General features: G+C 72.9%; 15 protein-coding genes. 11 read left to right on the top strand and 4 right to left on the bottom strand.

Annotated elements, in window-relative coordinates; genetic code table 11:
• The first annotated feature begins 1 nt into the window (after nt 1).
• The 3 genes from AC0680_RS00995 to AC0680_RS00985 are packed head-to-tail and all read left to right on the top strand — an operon-like array spanning nt 2 to nt 2,578.
• A complete protein-coding gene (locus tag AC0680_RS00995; RefSeq protein WP_478623747.1) occupies nt 2-1,498 on the top strand; it encodes an ATP-binding protein in 1,497 nt (498 codons plus the stop codon).
• The gene (locus AC0680_RS00990; protein WP_478623744.1) at nt 1,495-2,139 is read left to right on the top strand and encodes a hypothetical protein; all 645 of its coding nucleotides are present in this window, start codon (nt 1,495-1,497) and stop codon (nt 2,137-2,139) included. The genes AC0680_RS00995 and AC0680_RS00990 overlap by 4 nt, the downstream gene beginning before the upstream one ends.
• A gap of 37 nt (nt 2,140-2,176) precedes the next feature.
• Entirely contained in the window at nt 2,177-2,578 is a 402-nt protein-coding gene (locus tag AC0680_RS00985; protein ID WP_478623742.1) for a DnaJ family domain-containing protein, read from the top strand.
• 10 nt (nt 2,579-2,588) lie between these two features.
• Here AC0680_RS00985 and AC0680_RS00980 read toward each other — a convergent pair whose 3' ends face one another.
• Nucleotides 2,589-3,869, bottom strand: coding sequence for a DUF4185 domain-containing protein (locus AC0680_RS00980; RefSeq protein WP_478623739.1), 1,281 nt, complete (start codon nt 3,867-3,869; stop codon nt 2,589-2,591).
• A gap of 143 nt (nt 3,870-4,012) precedes the next feature.
• Here AC0680_RS00980 and AC0680_RS00975 point away from each other — a divergent pair, with 143 nt between their 5' ends.
• The 4 genes from AC0680_RS00975 (at nt 4,013) to AC0680_RS00960 (ending at nt 9,680) form a co-directional block, all read left to right on the top strand.
• Nucleotides 4,013-5,917 (top strand): methylmalonyl-CoA mutase family protein, encoded by a 1,905-nt coding sequence (locus tag AC0680_RS00975; protein ID WP_478623736.1) that lies wholly within the window; start codon nt 4,013-4,015, stop codon nt 5,915-5,917.
• A complete protein-coding gene (scpA, locus tag AC0680_RS00970) occupies nt 5,917-8,127 on the top strand; it encodes a methylmalonyl-CoA mutase (RefSeq protein ID WP_478623734.1) in 2,211 nt (736 codons plus the stop codon). Before AC0680_RS00975 ends, scpA begins: the two co-directional genes overlap by 1 nt.
• 11 nt (nt 8,128-8,138) lie before the next feature.
• The gene (gene meaB / locus AC0680_RS00965; RefSeq protein WP_478623732.1) at nt 8,139-9,140 is read left to right on the top strand and encodes a methylmalonyl Co-A mutase-associated GTPase MeaB; all 1,002 of its coding nucleotides are present in this window, start codon (nt 8,139-8,141) and stop codon (nt 9,138-9,140) included.
• Between the two features lie 165 nt (nt 9,141-9,305).
• A complete protein-coding gene (locus AC0680_RS00960; RefSeq protein WP_478623729.1) occupies nt 9,306-9,680 on the top strand; it encodes a coenzyme f390 synthetase in 375 nt (124 codons plus the stop codon).
• 21 nt (nt 9,681-9,701) lie between these two features.
• On the opposite strand, the gene AC0680_RS00955 is transcribed toward AC0680_RS00960, so the two are convergent.
• Nucleotides 9,702-10,607 carry a LysR family transcriptional regulator gene (locus tag AC0680_RS00955; RefSeq protein WP_478623726.1) on the bottom strand — a complete coding sequence of 302 codons (906 nt, stop codon included), beginning with the start codon at nt 10,605-10,607 and terminating at the stop codon, nt 9,702-9,704.
• A gap of 57 nt (nt 10,608-10,664) precedes the next feature.
• Nucleotides 10,665-11,174: an ATP-binding protein gene (locus AC0680_RS00950; protein ID WP_478623723.1), complete on the bottom strand. Its 510-nt coding sequence runs from the start codon at nt 11,172-11,174 to the stop codon at nt 10,665-10,667.
• A gap of 195 nt (nt 11,175-11,369) precedes the next feature.
• On the opposite strand from AC0680_RS00950, the gene AC0680_RS00945 reads away from it, so the two are divergent.
• Nucleotides 11,370-11,612: a DUF397 domain-containing protein gene (locus tag AC0680_RS00945; RefSeq protein ID WP_399150264.1), complete on the top strand. Its 243-nt coding sequence runs from the start codon at nt 11,370-11,372 to the stop codon at nt 11,610-11,612.
• A gap of 112 nt (nt 11,613-11,724) precedes the next feature.
• A complete protein-coding gene (locus AC0680_RS00940) occupies nt 11,725-12,630 on the top strand; it encodes a helix-turn-helix domain-containing protein (protein ID WP_478623720.1) in 906 nt (301 codons plus the stop codon).
• 98 nt (nt 12,631-12,728) lie between these two features.
• On the opposite strand, the gene AC0680_RS00935 is transcribed toward AC0680_RS00940, so the two are convergent.
• Nucleotides 12,729-13,544, bottom strand: a complete 816-nt coding sequence (locus AC0680_RS00935) for an SAM-dependent methyltransferase (RefSeq protein WP_478623717.1) — start codon at nt 13,542-13,544, stop codon at nt 12,729-12,731.
• 314 nt (nt 13,545-13,858) lie between these two features.
• Between AC0680_RS00935 and AC0680_RS00930 the strand changes: the two genes are divergently transcribed.
• Together AC0680_RS00930 and AC0680_RS00925 are read left to right on the top strand one after the other, a co-directional pair.
• Nucleotides 13,859-14,626 (top strand): ATP-binding cassette domain-containing protein, encoded by a 768-nt coding sequence (locus AC0680_RS00930; protein WP_478623714.1) that lies wholly within the window; start codon nt 13,859-13,861, stop codon nt 14,624-14,626.
• Nucleotides 14,607-15,024: class I SAM-dependent methyltransferase (locus tag AC0680_RS00925; protein WP_478623711.1), on the top strand; the 418-nt coding region annotated here is incomplete at its 3' end. The genes AC0680_RS00930 and AC0680_RS00925, both read left to right, overlap by 20 nt.

The following is a 15,024-nucleotide window of genomic DNA, read 5'->3' as shown; positions in this document are numbered from 1 at the left end:
GGTGCCCTCCCGCACCCTGCTGCGCGGTCTGCGGGCCCGGCTCGTCGTGGGGTTCCTGGTGGTGGCCACGGTCAGCGCTCTGACCACCGCGCTGCTGACCTACCGCGAGGCCCGCAACGCGATCCTCCAGCGCTCCCAGGACATCGCCGTCAACGATCTGCGGGCGCAGGTCAACTCGCTGGCGCCGGAGCTCACGGTGCCGCCGGCCCAGGCCGACCTGGACAACTTCCGGGTGCAGCTGGAGCGCTCCGGGAAGTCCCGCGACTGGGACATCTCCGTGCACTACCGCGGGGTCCCGGACAGCGACGAGGGCGGTCTGCGGCGCAGTGTGGTGATCCCGGCCGACCTCAAGGCGAGCGTGGAGCAGCGCCATGTCCCGGCGTTCCAGCGCATCGACCGCGGCGGCGACCCCTGGCTGCTGATCGGGATGCCGGTCCGGCAGTCCGACGGCCAGGCCTCGGCGCTGTCCGTCTACGCCCAGCTCCCGCTCAGCGCCGAGGAGTCCAACGTCGAGGCGCTGGTGACCGCCGCGCAGCGCGGCGCGCTGCCGGTGCTCATCCTCGCCGTGATCCCGGCGCTGCTCGCCGCGCGCGGGGTGCTGCGGCCGGTACGGGGCCTGCGGCAGGCCGCCGGGCGGATCGCCGAGGGCAAGCTGGACACCCGGCTGGAGGTCAAGGGCGCCGACGAGCTCGCCGAGCTGTCCCTGACCTTCAACGACATGGCGGCCCGGCTGGAGGAGAGCATGGCCGAGCTGCGCCGTCTGGAGTCCAACTCCCGGCGGTTCGCCGCCGACGTCTCGCACGAGCTGCGGACACCGCTGGCGGCTATGACCGCGGTCACCGACGTGCTCGACGAGGACGCCGACTCCCTCGACCCCGACACCGCCTCCGCGGTCCGGCTGATCAGCCAGGAGACCGGCAAGCTGGCGCGGATGGTCGAGGACCTGATGGAGGTCTCGCGGTTCGACGCGGGAGCCGCCGCGCTGCATCTGGACGAGGTCGATGTCGCCGAGACCATCCGCAAGACGCTGCAGGCCAGGGCCTGGCAGAAGCGGGTGGCGGCGGACCTGCCGGCGGATGTGCGGGCCCGGCTCGACCCGCGGCGGCTCGACGTGGTGGTCGCCAACCTGGTCGGCAACGCGCTGCACCACGGCGGCGAGCCGGTCCGGGTGGCGCTCAAGGCACCGGAGGAGGGTGCCGACCGGCTGCTGATCGAGATCTCCGACAGCGGCCCCGGCATCGACCCCGAGGTCCTGCCGCATGTCTTCGAGCGCTTCTACAAGGCGGACTCCGCCCGTGCCCGCTCGGAGGGCAGCGGCCTGGGCCTGGCCATCGCGATGGAGAACGTACGGCTGCACGGCGGCACCCTGCGCGCCGCCAACCGCCCCGACGGCGGGGCGGTGTTCACGGTGGATCTGCCGCTGCGCCACGACGAGCCCGGCGAGACGGGCGAGACGGGCGCCGAGGCGGCCGGCGGCGCGAAGGAGAACGACGCATGAGCACGACGCGGACCCCGAACGCCGCGCGCACGGCGCGGTCCCGGCGGCGGGTGCTGGGCGGCGCGGCCACCGGCGCGCTCGCCGTGGCGCTGGCCGGCTGCGGTATCGCGCCCACCGATGTGATCGACGCCGGTGAGCCCGCCAGCGGCGTGAAGTCGCCGGGCCAGCAGGTGGCCGATGTCCAGCTGTTCTTCTACGGGCCGTCCGGACTGCGCTCCGCGACCCGCCCGGCGAAGGCCCCGGTCGATCCGGAGCAGGCCATCGAGCTGCTGATGGAGGGCCCGAACCACGCCGAGCGGATGCGGGGCCTGTCCAGCGTGCTGCCGAAGTTCCCCGCCCCGCTCACCGCCTCCAGCAGCGAGGGCAAGGTCGTGATCACCCTGCCGGTGAACGCCAAGCTGCTGGACTCCGCCTCCCTGAACCAGCTGGTGTGCACCGCTGCCAATGCCCGGGTGCCCGGGGACCGGCCGCCGGGGCAGGTCGCCGTGACCGTGGTGGGCGATGCCGTCCGGGTCGGCCCCATGGTGTGCGGCGGGAACAACGCCTTCCCGGTGGTCCAGCCCACACCAGGGGGCTCGGCGAACAGCGGCACCGGCGGCGCGGGCGGCAGCGGCGAAGCGGGCGGCAGCGGCGTAGGCTGACAGCGCTGACGTAAGGGCCGCATCCCGGGGAGGGGCGATGACCGAGCGCAAGCCACCCGGAGTCACCTTCGAGACCTGGGTCGACAAGCAGATCCGCGAGGCGACGGAACGCGGCGACTTCGCCGACCTCCCCGGGGCCGGCAAGCCCCTGCGCCATCTCGACCAGCCGTATGACGAGATGTGGTGGATCAAGGAGAAGATGAGCCGGGAGCACCTGTCCTACCTGCCGCCGAGCCTGGCTCTGCGCAAGGAGGCCGAGGACGCCCTGGAGGCCGCGGCGAACGCCCCCACCGAGGCCGCGCTGCGACGCATCCTGACAGCGGTCAACGCGCGCATCCGCGCGGCGCTGCGGACCCCGCTCGAAGGCCCCCCGCTGAACCTCGTGCCGTTCGACATCGACGAGCAGGCCGGTAAGTGGCGGGAGCGGCACGGGAGTTGACCGCGCCGGCTCACCGCCCGGTGTCCGCCATCCGTACCCGCACGAACCGCGGCCGGTACAGCGTCACGTCGCCGTTGAGCCGGGCATCGGCCGGCACCCCGGGCGGCCCCAGCCAGTTGATGTCGTAGCTGAGCAGCAGCCCGCCGTCCGTGGTGAGTTCCGGGTGCGCCTGGGGGTTGTAGGCGGCGACGTACTGCGGGTCGGGCGCGGGCGGGCGGGGCGGGGTGAGCCGGCCGGCCGGGCCGTGCCAGGGGCCCCGCGGCGAGCAGGCCCAGTAGCCGGTGATCGTCCGCAGGCCGGCCGTGCCGCCCCGCCCGGTGTCCATGGTGAACAGCACCCAGGTGGCGGGGCCGTCGCGCAGGACGGTGAAGGCGCTGCCGACGCCGCGCCGGCCGCCGTCGCGCAGCACCGGCCGGGCCCGCTCGGCCCGCCGCTGCCAGCGCGCGCCGTCCCAGAACCGCCAGCCGGCCCGGTCCGCGAGCCGCCCCGCCGGGACCCGGGCGACGAAGGCGCTGGAGCCCGGCGCGGACGGCGGGTCGTCGCCGCCGAAGACATAGGTCCAGCCGCCGTCCCGCACCGCCGCGGCACCGTAGAGGACCCGCCGCCCCGGGGCTGCGACGGCGCCGGGGCCGACGGTCTCCTCGATGCCCTCCAGGCGCAGGCCGGGCAGCGAGAGGGTGGCGACCTCGGTGCTGCGCGGCACCCCGAAGAGCCACGGTCCGGTGCCGGGGGCGCGGTTCCACAGCAGCACCCGGACGACCTTCTCGCGCGCCCCGGGCGTACGGGACTCCACGCTCGCGTGGACCGGCCAGCGCCAGCCGCCGTCGGGCGGATCCGGGAAGAACGGTCCGGCGGCGGCCGGGCTTCCGCCGGTCAGGGTGCGCTCCAGCCGGCCCGAACGGGACATCAGCACGGCGGAGTTGTGCCGCAGGAAGGGGGTGCCGCCGGTGTCGGCGGTGCGCCAATGTCGCCTCTCCCCCTGGGAGTTGGGCGGTGGCTGGATCCGGTCGAGGAAGGTGTCGGAGAAGAGCCAGAGCGTACGGCCGTCGGGGAGGCGCACCGAGTGGGTGCCGTCGCCGCCGGTCCAGTCGTCCACCCGGGTGTTGTCGTTGCCGTAGCGGGCGAATTCGGCGTTATGCCGGGAATCGACCGACCAGGAGGCGATCCGGCGTCCGGCGCAGCCGCCGGCGCGGTCCGGGGCGGCCGCCCTCGGCAGGGCCCACAGGAGCGCGGCGAGCGCCAGGAGCAGGACGGCGACGGCCGTGGTGCGGAGGACCGGCGCCTTGGACATCGCGCTCCTTGCTCGGGTGCCGGGCCCACCGTAGCGAACCGGTCACCGGCGCATAGATATGAACATCAATGAGAGGTCAACGAGTGCAACGTCACAGCTGGAGCCCCTGCTCCAGCTAACGGTCGTTCGCCTAGCCTGCTGCCATGACCGCCGAGTCCCCCGAACTCCCCCTGGCTGCCGCATTCCCGGATGCCGACCGAGCGCAGTGGCAGCGCCTCGTCGAAGGCGTGCTGCGCAAATCGGGCGTCACACAGGCAACGGGCGCCGCCGCCGAGGACGCGCTCGCCACGGATCTCCAGGACGGGATCCGCATCCGCCCGCTGTACACCGCCGAGGACGGCGCGGCCGCCCCGGGCCTTCCCGGCTTCGCGCCCTTCGTACGGGGCGGCCGCCCCGAGGGCACCGCCGTCGCCGGGTGGGACGTACGCCAGCGCCATGTCCAGACCGATCCGCGGCGCGCCAACGAAGCGGTGCTCGCCGACCTGGAGAACGGCGCCACCTCGGTCTGGCTGACCGTCGGGGACGGCGGGGTACCGGTGGCCGGTCTCGAAGAGGCGCTCAAGGGCGTCTATCTGGACCTGGCCGCGGTGGTCCTGGACGCGGGTGCCGATTTCACCCCGGCCGCCGAGGAGTTGCTGCGGCTGTACGCCGCGTCCGGTGCCCCGCTGCGGGAGGCCACCGGCTGCCTGGGCGCCGACCCGCTCGGCCTGCTGGCCCGTACGGGCGACGACAGCAAGCTCCGGGTCCAGCTGGAGGCGGCGGCCCGGCTGGCGCAGCGCTGCACCACCGAGGCGCCCGTGCTGCGCGCGCTGGCCGTCGACGCGCTGCCGTACCACGAGGCGGGCGGCTCGGCCGCCGAGGAACTGGGCGCGGCGCTGGCCACCGGCGTCGCCTACCTGCGCCGGCTGACGGGTGCCGGGCTCGACCTCGACGAGGCCTGCCGGCAACTGGAGTTCCGCTTCGCCGCGACCGCGGACCAGTTCCTGACGATCGCCAAGCTGCGCGCGGCCCGCCGGCTGTGGGCGCGGGTGGCGCAGGTGTGCGGGGCCTCGCCCGACGCGTCCGCGCAGGTCCAGCACGCGGTCACCTCCACGGTGATGATGACCCGCCGGGACCCCTGGGTGAACATGCTGCGCACCACCGTCGCCGGGCTGTCGGCCGGTGTGGGCGGGGCGGACGCGGTGACGGTGCTGCCGTTCGACGCGGCGCTGGGCCTGTCCGACGCCTTCGCCCGCCGGATCGCCCGCAACACCCAGTCGGTGCTGCTGGAGGAGTCGCACCTGTCGAAGGTGATCGACCCGGCGGGCGGCTCCTGGTACGTGGAGCACCTCACCGACGAACTGGCCCGCGCGGCCTGGGCGTTCTTCCAGGAGATCGAGGGCGCGGGCGGTCAGGCCGCGGCGCTGCGCTCCGGGATGCTCGGCGAGCGCCTCGCGCGCACCTGGCAGCGCCGCACCGAGGACCTGGCGCACCGCCGCGAACCGATCACCGGGGTCAGCGAGTTCCCGCACCTCGCCGAGGCGCCCGTGCGGCGCGAGCCGGCACCCGCGCCGGTCGGCGGGGAGTCGCCCCGGGCGGAGTCGGGAGGAGGGCTGCCGCGGGTGCGCAGGGACGACGCGTACGAACGGCTGCGGTCGCGCTCCGACGCGCATCTGGCGGCGACCGGGGACCGCCCCAAGGCGTTCCTGGCCGCGCTCGGCCCGGTGGCGGCACACACCGCCCGGGCGGCCTTCGCCGCCAACCTCTTCCAGGCGGGCGGCATCGAGACCGTTCAGGAGACCGTGGACGCGGCGTCGGTGACCGAGGCGTTCGCCCGCAGCGGCGCGAGCATCGCCTGCCTGTGCTCCGCGGACGCGGTGTACGGCGAGCAGGCGGCGGCGGTGGCGGCCGCGCTGAAGGCCGCGGGTGCGCGGCAGGTGCACCTGGCCGGCAAGCCCGGCGAGCACCGGGAGGAATTCGTGGCGGCCGGGGTGGACGGCTTCGTCTTCGCGGGCTGCGACGCGGTCGAGGCGCTGTCCTCGGCCCTGGACGTCATGGAGGTGGCGTGATGGTGAACATCCCCGACTTCAGCGGGATCGAGCTGGGGGAACCGGCCGGAGCAGCCACCTCGGCCGACGCCGGGCGGTGGGCCGAGGCCGTGGCGCAGGCCACCGGCAAGGACGTCGAGGCCCTGACCTGGGAGACGCCGGAGGGCATCGACGTCAAGCCGCTGTACACCGAGGCGGATCTGGCGGGCCTGGACTTCCTGGGGACGTACCCGGGCATCACGCCGTATCTGCGCGGCCCGTACCCGACGATGTACGTCAACCAGCCCTGGACGATCCGGCAGTACGCCGGCTTCTCCACCGCCGAGGAGTCCAACGCCTTCTACCGGCGCAATCTCGCGGCCGGCCAGAAGGGCCTGTCGGTCGCCTTCGACCTGCCCACCCACCGCGGCTACGACAGCGACCATCCGCGCGTCACCGGCGATGTCGGCATGGCGGGCGTCGCCATCGACTCGATCTACGACATGCGGCAGCTCTTCGAGGGCATCCCGCTGGACAAGATGACCGTGTCGATGACGATGAACGGCGCGGTGCTGCCCGTGCTCGCCCTCTACATCGTCGCCGCGGAGGAGCAGGGCGTACCGCCCGAGAAGCTGGCCGGGACCATCCAGAACGACATCCTCAAGGAGTTCATGGTCCGCAACACCTACATCTATCCGCCGCAGCCCTCGATGCGGATCATCTCCGACATCTTCGCGTACACCTCGCAGAAGATGCCGCGCTACAACTCCATCTCCATCTCCGGCTACCACATCCAGGAGGCGGGCGCGACGGCCGACCTGGAGCTGGCGTACACCCTCGCCGACGGCGTGGAGTATCTGCGCGCGGGCATGGCGGCCGGTATGGACGTGGACTCCTTCGCCCCGCGCCTCTCCTTCTTCTGGGCGATCGGCATGAACTTCTTCATGGAGATCGCCAAGCTGCGCGCGGCCCGGCTGCTGTGGGCGCGCCTGGTCCAGCGCTTCGAGCCGAAGAACCCCAAGTCCCTCTCCCTGCGCACCCATTCGCAGACCTCGGGCTGGTCGCTGACCGCGCAGGACGTCTTCAACAACGTCACCCGAACCTGCGTGGAGGCGATGGCCGCCACCCAGGGCCACACCCAGTCGCTGCACACCAACGCGCTGGACGAGGCGCTGGCCCTGCCCACCGACTTCTCCGCCCGCATCGCCCGGAACACCCAGCTGTTCCTGCAGCAGGAGTCGGGCACCTGCCGGGTCATCGACCCGTGGGGCGGCAGCGCTTACGTCGAGAAGCTCACCCACGATCTGGCGCGGCGGGCCTGGCAGCACATCGAGGAGGTCGAGGCGGCCGGCGGGATGGCCAAGGCGATCGACGCGGGCATCCCGAAGCTGCGCGTGGAGGAAGCCGCGGCCCGTACGCAGGCGCGGATCGACTCGGGGCGGCAGGCGCTGATCGGCGTCAACAAGTACCGCGTGGAGTCCGACGAGGAGATCGAAGTCCTCAAGGTCGACAACTCCGCGGTGCGCGCCCAGCAGATCGACAAGCTCAAGCGGCTGCGCGCCGAGCGCGACGAGGCCGCCTGCCAGGACGCGCTGCGGGCCCTGACGCAGGCGGCGAAGTCCGGCCCCGGCAAGGGACTTGAGGGCAATCTGCTGGCGCTGGCCGTGGACGCGGCCCGCGCGATGGCGACCGTGGGCGAGATCTCCGACGCACTGGAGGAGGTCTACGGGCGGCACTCCGGCCAGATCCGTACGATCTCCGGTGTGTACCGAGACGAAGCGGGGCCCTCCTCCGGTGTCGAGCGCACCCGGGCGCTGGTGGCCGAGTTCGAGCGCGCCGAGGGGCGCCGGCCGCGCATCCTGGTGGCCAAGATGGGCCAGGACGGCCATGACCGCGGCCAGAAGGTGATCGCCACGGCCTTCGCCGACCTGGGCTTCGACGTGGATGTCGGCCCGCTGTTCCAGACGCCGGCGGAGGTGGCCCGCCAGGCGGTCGAGGCCGATGTGCACATCGTCGGGGTGTCGTCGCTCGCCGCCGGCCACCTCACCCTGGTGCCCGCGCTGAAGGAGGCGCTGGCCGCGGAGGAGCGCGAGGACATCACGATCGTGGTGGGCGGGGTGATCCCGCCGCAGGATGTGCAGCCGCTGCGCGACATGGGCGCCGCCGCGGTCTTCCTGCCCGGCACGGTCATCCCCGACGCGGCCCACGACCTGGTGCGGGACCTGGCGTCGGTCCTCGGCCACGAGCTGTAGAGCGGGGGGTCATGCCTGCGACGATCGATGTCGAACGGTACGCCCAGGGGGTCCGCGCGGGCTCCCGGGCCTGGATCGCCCGCGCCGTCACCCTGGTGGAGTCCACCCGGCCCGACCACCGGGCGGCGGCCCAGCGGCTGCTGGTCGAGCTGCTGCCGTACTCCGGTTCGGCGCGCAGGGTGGGCATCAGCGGGGTGCCGGGCGTCGGCAAGTCGACGTTCATCGACGCGCTCGGCACGCTGCTGACCGGGATGGGGCACCGGGTGGCGGTGCTCGCCGTCGACCCGTCCTCCAGCCGGACCGGCGGCTCCATCCTGGGCGACAAGACCCGGATGGAGCGGCTGGCGACCGATCCCGCGGCGTTCGTACGCCCCTCCCCCACGTCCGGGACGCTGGGCGGCGTGGCGCGCGCGACCCGCGAGTCCATCGTCGTCATGGAGGCCGCGGGCTATGACGTCGTCCTGGTGGAGACCGTCGGCGTCGGCCAGTCCGAGACCACGGTGGCCAACATGGTCGACACCTTCCTGCTGCTGACCCTGGCGCGCACCGGCGACCAGCTCCAGGGCATCAAGAAGGGCGTACTGGAGCTCGCGGACCTGGTCTCGGTCAACAAGGCCGACGGTCCGCACGAGCGGGACGCCCGCTCCGCGGCCCGCGAACTGGCCGGCGCGCTGCGGCTGCTGCAGCCCGCCGACGCGGTCTGGACGCCGCCCGTACTGACCTGCAGCGCCCGCGAGGGCACCGGCCTGAAGGGGCTCTGGGAACGCGTCGAGCAGCACCGCACCCTCCTCGAGTCGACCGGTGCGCTGGCCGAGCGCCGCCGCACCCAACAGGTCGACTGGACCTGGTCGATGGTCCGCGAACAGCTCATCGACCGTCTCCAGGAGCACCCGGAGGTCCGCCGGCTGAGCCCGGACGTCGAGCGCGCGGTACGCGAGGGCGAGATCACCGCGACACTGGCGGCTCAGCGGCTGCTGGCGGCGTTCGGGTTGGCGGACGGTGCACAGGAGTGACGACCGGCGGAGCCGTTGCGGCCGCCGCCCGGCGGCTCCGCCGTCCCGCTGTGACGGGTTTCGTGCTACTCAGCCGCGGACCTGAGTAGCCGCACTCATGACGCCCCCGCGCCCGGCCCCGAGTATGTCGATGACTGTAGGGGCGGGACGCTTTCCGCATCTTCCATGGGGGCCACCATCAATCCGCAGGACGTCACTCACGGGCTGTACGACGACAATCCGCTGGCCGAGCTGATCGAGGGCTTCTGTCTGGCACCGGCCGCGGACGGTGCGCTGGAGTCCCGGCCGGTCATCCACGTCCAGCTGCGTCCCGGTGTGCGGCTGTCGGCCGTCGAGGCCGACCGGCTGGCCAAGGCCTGCCAGCACGGCGTGCGCCGCCGACTCGCGGCATCCGCACGGGAGACGGGCCAGCTGCCGGAGGACTGCCCGTCGGCCCACGAGATCGCGATCACTCTGCATCCCTACGGCGCGGGCCCGTTCTCCGGCGGACCCGCGGGCGACCGGGGCCGGCCCGGACCTGACGCGCCGGACCGGCCCTGAGCGACCGGACGGCCTCCTGGCCTACCCATCCCCGTCAGGACGCAGCGCCGCCCGTGCGGCGAAGTGGGCGACCGCCATGTCGCGGAACCGCTCGGCGGCCGTGGAGAGATAGCCGTCCTCACGGCGGACCAGGTTCAGGGTCCGTACGCAGTCGGGGGCGTCCAGCCGCAACCAGGCCAGCGGCGCCCGGTCCAGATCGGGACGGGCGAGCGAGGGCATCAGGCCGACGCCGAGGCCGGCCGCGATCAGATGGTGGGTGGCGCCGGGCTCGTCGCCCTCGCAGGAGATGACCGGACGGCGCCCGATGGACGCGAACAGCCGCTCCAGCAGCGCGCGTTGCCAGTGTCCCGGCCCGGTGGTGATGAAGGGCTCCTGGGCGATGTCGGCCACCGCGATCCGCCCCCGCCCGGCCAGCGGATGGTCGGCCGGCACGGCCAGCAGCACCTCTTCGTGCAGCAGCCGCACCGCGCCGAGCCCGGGCCCGGTCAGCGGCTGCGAGGCGACGCAGAAGTCGACCTCTCGCGACCGCAGTTGATGGTGCATCACCTCGGGCGTGGACTGGAAACAGCGGACGGCCACTCCTGGGTAGGCGGCCCGGAATCCGGCGAGCAGCTCGGTGAGCGGCAGCAGGGTCTCCGCGGCGACGGCGATGCTGCCGTGGTCGAGTCCGGCGGTGTCGGCGAGCTCCCGCCGTGCGTCGTCGAGTTCGTCCAGCGCCCGCTCGACCCGGGTCAGGAACGCGGCGCCGTAGCGGTTGAGGCGGATGGCCCGTCCCTGCCGGTCGAAGAGCGGCACACCCAGCTCGGCCTCCAGGCGGGCGATCGTACGGCTCACCGAGGGCTGGGCGACCCGTAGCTCCTCGGCGGCCCGGCTGATGTGCTCACGGCGCGCGACCACCCGGAAGTAGCGCAGGGACAGCAGATCCATCGGCTTCTCGGGCCTCCCGCTCGGGTGTCGGCGACCCGGGAATGGTCACACACCGCCTCAGCCGTGCGGCGACACCGTGGCCCACACCGTCTTGCCCGAACGGTCCGGCGAGGTCCACCCCCAGGCCTCGCTGAGCCGGTCGACGAGGTGCAGCCCGCGGCCGGACTCGGCCATCGGGTCCCGGGGCCTGACGACGGGGACGCCGGAACCGGCATCGGAGACCGCACACAGCACGGCGTCGTCCTGCCGGGTCAGCGCCAGCCATGCGGGGCGGCAGCGCGCGAGGACACCGGGGTCGTCGGGCGCACCCGGATCGGCGGGGGCGCCGTGGCGCAGCGCGTTGCTGACGAGTTCGGTGACGACCAGCGCCGCGTCCTCGGTGACTCCGGTGCACAACTGCCAGTGTTCGAGCGTCGCCCGGGTGAACCTGCGGGCCTCCGCGACGGTGTGCGCGGAGCTGCTGAGCGCGCAGGCGGCGAAGTCGTCGGGGCCGGGCATCCACCAGGACTCCTCACACGGTTCCTCCCGAAGGGCGTCGTGCACGGTCTCTGCCGGATATGCGGTCATCAACGTCTCCGCGAGGGATTTCGGGTCTGGGCCGAACTGCCTGGGACGGCTAATATCCTCGTCAACCGTCCCTCGGTGCAAGTGCATCTGCAAGTACATCGGTAAGGACGGCCGCACAGGGGCTCGGTTCACGCCACCGTGATCGCGGGCCCGGGATCGGTCGGAGGACTCTCCTCCAGCAAGGGAGCAGCAGTTATGGAGCCGGTGACCAACGGCATGCGGGCGACCAGTATCGAAGGCGCCGTCTGGCGCAAGAGCCGCCGCAGCAACCCCAGCGGCAACTGTGTTGAACTGGCCGTTCTTTCGGACGGCGGAGTGGCGGTGCGCAACTCGCGGTTCGCCTCGGGACCGGCGTTGATCTACACCCGCGACGAGATCGCGGCCTTCGTCCAGGGCGCCAAGGACGGCGACTTCGACGACCTCGTGGCGCGCGACTGAGGCATATGCCGCTGAGATTGGCGCATATGTCGTTCGGATAGTCGCCGCAACTGTACGAACCCTCACGGCGATGGGACACTGGGCGTTCGCCCGACCACTCAGGGGAGTCAGCATGTGCGCCGCGCAGTCGAGCAGTGATACGTCCCTGCGTCGGTACCTCGAACACCCGCGGGGCGGACCGACCGTCCTGCGCATCGTGCTGGGCACCCAGCTGCGCCGGCTCCGGGAGGCGGCTGGCATCACCCGTGAGGCCGCCGGGGAGGCGATCCGCGGTTCACACGCGAAGATCAGCCGCCTGGAGCTCGGCCGGGTGAGCTGCAAGGAGCGGGACGTCGCCGATCTGCTGACGCTCTATCACGTCACGGACGAGGCGGTCCGCTCCGACTTCCTCAAGCTGGCCGGCCGGACCAGCAGCCCGGGCTGGTGGCATCAGTACGGCGATGTGCTGCCCGGCTGGTTCGAGACGCATCTCGGCCTCGAAGAGGCCGCTTCGGTGATCCGTACCTACGAGGTCCAGTTCGTCCCGGGCCTGTTGCAGACGGCGGACTACGCCCGTGCGGTGGCACAGCTCGGCCACCCGCGGTCCACGCCCGAGGAGATCGAGCGGCGGGTGCAGCTGCGCGTCCACCGCCAGGAGCTGCTGACCGTCCCCGACGCGCCGCGGGTGTGGGCGGTGCTCGACGAGGCGGCGCTGCGCCGTCCGTTGGGCGGGCCGGAGGTGATGGCCGGGCAGCTCAGACATCTGCTGAAGCTGGCCGAGCTGCCCAATGTCACGCTGCAGATCGCCCCGTTCAGTCTCGGCGGTCTGGCCGCGGCCGGTGGCCCGATCACGATCCTGCGGTTCCTGGAGCCGGATCTGCCCGACATCGTCTATCTGGAGCAGCTGACCAGCGCGCTCTATCTGGACAAGCGCGATGACGTCGATCACTACCTCGCGGTGATGGACCGGCTCAGCGCGCAGTCGGAGTCACCGCGCGAGTCGCTGACGATGCTGGAACGGATGCTCAAGGAGAGCTGACCAGCCGCGACGGCCGTCCGGCCCGTGCCGTTCGGTGACGGGGAGCGGCTGCCCGAGGACCACCGCCCCCGCCACCACCGTCGACCGCCGCCGCGCACCTACGGCTTACGGGCGATGCCCCCGAACTCGATCCACTCCTGGGTGAGCTGCTTGGGGCCGATGTCCGCGTCCGGCTTCCAGGTGGAGACCTCCACCAGACCCGGCTCCACCACCTCCAGGCCCTCCAGGAACCCGGCCAGTTCGTGCGCCTGGCGCACCCGGCCCCACTGCCCGTGGGTGCTGACCCGCATGAACTCGGTGACGAAGTCGCGTGTCGCGGCATCCTCGCTCACCAGCTGGCACACCACCAGGAAACTGCCCGGCGCCAGCCGGTCGGCGACCCGCTTGATCAGACCGGCCGGGTCGTCGGCGTCCGGGATGCAGTGCAGCACGGAGACGAAGAGCGCGGCGACGGGCTGGTCGAAGTCGATCAGCCGCTCGACCTCGGGGCTGCTGAAGATGCCCTCCGTGTCCCGCATGTCGGCCTGGATGACGGCGGTGTGGGCGTTCTCCTCCAGCAGCGCCCGCCCGTGCGCCAGCACGATCGGGTCGTTGTCGACGTACACCACCCGCGACTGCGGATCGATCCGCTGCGCGACCTGGTGGACGTTGTCCTGGGTCGGCAGGCCCGATCCGTGGTCGATGAACTGCCGGATGCCGTGTTCACTCGCCAGCCAGCGGACCGCCCGCTGCAGGAAGCGCCGGTTGTTGATCGCCAGCACCTGCGTGCTCGGCACCACCTTGCTCAGCTCGTCGCAGGCCTCGCGGTCGACGGCGTAGTTGTCCTTGCCGCCCAAGTAGTAGTCGTACATCCGCGCGACGCTCGGGATGGTGACGTCGACGGTGCTCGACCGCGGTGGTGTCTCCTGGCTCATTCCACACTTTCCCGTCGCTTCGACAGCCATCGGCCATGGCGCCGCTGAACCCGTTCCGTGTCGGAACGACCACGCGGCGCAGCGTCCAACATACCCACGCAGGGGCGGTTGCTGCAGACGAGCAGCGGGATAATTCCGGTTCGCGGCCGCGAACCCGGCGTCGGACCGCCGGCGCGGGGCGGCCGCGGCCCGCCGTTTCTCATCCCCCTCTCACCCGGCGCTTATCGGCCGGTCACCACCGGTTCGTACGGTCGCCGAAGGCTCGTCGCGCACCCCGGCCGGGGCCCGGAGCGGGTCTTGGAGGAGGGGGCACCGTGTACCACCTGACCGGCGTGACCAAGTGCTACCGCGGCGCCGGGGACGGCGAGGTGGTGCGGGCGCTGGACGGTGTCGGGCTCTTCGTCGAGGACGGTGACGGCCTCGTCGTGCGGGGGCCGGCCGGCGCGGGCAAGTCGACGCTGCTGCGGATCCTGGGCGGGCTGGAGCGGCCGACCCGCGGCAGCGTCGTGCTCAACGGCACGGATCTGGCCGTGGTCACCGAGTGCCGGCTGGCCCGCATCCGCGCCGAGTCGGTCGGCACGGTCTTCGGCACCGGAGGCGGCCTGCCGCCGGGGCTCACCGTCCGGCAGAGCGTGGCCGGTGCCCTCGTACCGCTGGGGCTGCGCCCGGCCGACTGCCGGGAGCTGGCCGATCAGGCGCTGGCGGAAGTCGGGGTCACCGGCGAGCAACTTACCTGGCCGACACAGGAGTTGGACGTCGGCTCGCAGCGGCTGGTCGCGCTGGCGCGGGCGCTGGTGAAGCGGCCGTCGGTGCTGCTGGCGGATCAGCCGACGGCCGGTCTGGCGGCCGACGCCCGCGCCGGCGTCGTCGCGGTGTTCGCGCGGCTGTGGAGCGAGCGGCGGCTCAGCTGCGTCGTGGCCACGGAGGACGAAGCCCTCACCCGGCACGCACCGCGGCTGGCGACGCTCTCGCGGGGACGGGTGACGGCCCTGGAGCACCGACGAGGCGCGGGACCGGCGGTCCCTTCTGGCCGCCCGGCCACCCGGCCGGTACAAGGGAGGGATGACGGAAGAGATGAGTGAGCCGGCGGCCATGGCCGAGGCGTTACCCGGCGTCGCGGAGATGGTCCGGGCCAATCAGGCGAACTGGGACGCCCGCACGCCGATCCATGTGGCGAGCGCGTTCTACGGGCTGGACGGCTCCCGGACCGCCGAGGACTGGTTCGCGCCGTTCGAGTGGAGGGACCTCGGCGATCTGGCCGGGCGGGAGGTGCTCCATCTGCAGTGCCATCTGGGCACCGAGACCGCCGCGTTCGCCGAGCGGGGCGCCGCGCGCACCGTGGGGCTCGACTTCTCCGCCGCGGCGGTCGAGGCGGCCCGGGGGGGGGGCGAGGAGGGGGGGGGGAGGGTGGGGGTTTTTCCGGCGGAGGTGTACCCGGCCACGGGGGCACGGGGAGGGAACCCATTTTCCATTGGTTCCC

The sequence above is a fragment of the Streptomyces sp. NPDC043738 genome, from assembly GCF_056436545.1.
The sequence above is the reverse complement of the archived record's forward strand: the minus strand, read 5'-3'. Positions and strand labels throughout refer to the sequence as shown.

What these genes read in the sequence shown, in the direction of transcription:
- AC0680_RS00950 (WP_478623723.1), bottom strand. Translation starts at nt 11,174, where the DNA reads ATGACCGCATATCCGGCAGAGACCGTGCACGACGCCCTTCGGGAGGAA.
- AC0680_RS00960 (WP_478623729.1), top strand. Translation starts at nt 9,306, where the DNA reads ATGGGGGCCACCATCAATCCGCAGGACGTCACTCACGGGCTGTACGAC.
- AC0680_RS00990 (WP_478623744.1), top strand. Translation starts at nt 1,495, where the DNA reads ATGAGCACGACGCGGACCCCGAACGCCGCGCGCACGGCGCGGTCCCGG.
- AC0680_RS00935 (WP_478623717.1), bottom strand. Translation starts at nt 13,544, where the DNA reads ATGAGCCAGGAGACACCACCGCGGTCGAGCACCGTCGACGTCACCATC.
- scpA (WP_478623734.1), top strand. Translation starts at nt 5,917, where the DNA reads ATGGTGAACATCCCCGACTTCAGCGGGATCGAGCTGGGGGAACCGGCC.
- AC0680_RS00945 (WP_399150264.1), top strand. Translation starts at nt 11,370, where the DNA reads ATGGAGCCGGTGACCAACGGCATGCGGGCGACCAGTATCGAAGGCGCC.
- AC0680_RS00955 (WP_478623726.1), bottom strand. Translation starts at nt 10,607, where the DNA reads ATGGATCTGCTGTCCCTGCGCTACTTCCGGGTGGTCGCGCGCCGTGAG.
- AC0680_RS00975 (WP_478623736.1), top strand. Translation starts at nt 4,013, where the DNA reads ATGACCGCCGAGTCCCCCGAACTCCCCCTGGCTGCCGCATTCCCGGAT.
- AC0680_RS00985 (WP_478623742.1), top strand. Translation starts at nt 2,177, where the DNA reads ATGACCGAGCGCAAGCCACCCGGAGTCACCTTCGAGACCTGGGTCGAC.
- AC0680_RS00940 (WP_478623720.1), top strand. Translation starts at nt 11,725, where the DNA reads ATGTGCGCCGCGCAGTCGAGCAGTGATACGTCCCTGCGTCGGTACCTC.
- AC0680_RS00980 (WP_478623739.1), bottom strand. Translation starts at nt 3,869, where the DNA reads ATGTCCAAGGCGCCGGTCCTCCGCACCACGGCCGTCGCCGTCCTGCTC.
- meaB (WP_478623732.1), top strand. Translation starts at nt 8,139, where the DNA reads ATGCCTGCGACGATCGATGTCGAACGGTACGCCCAGGGGGTCCGCGCG.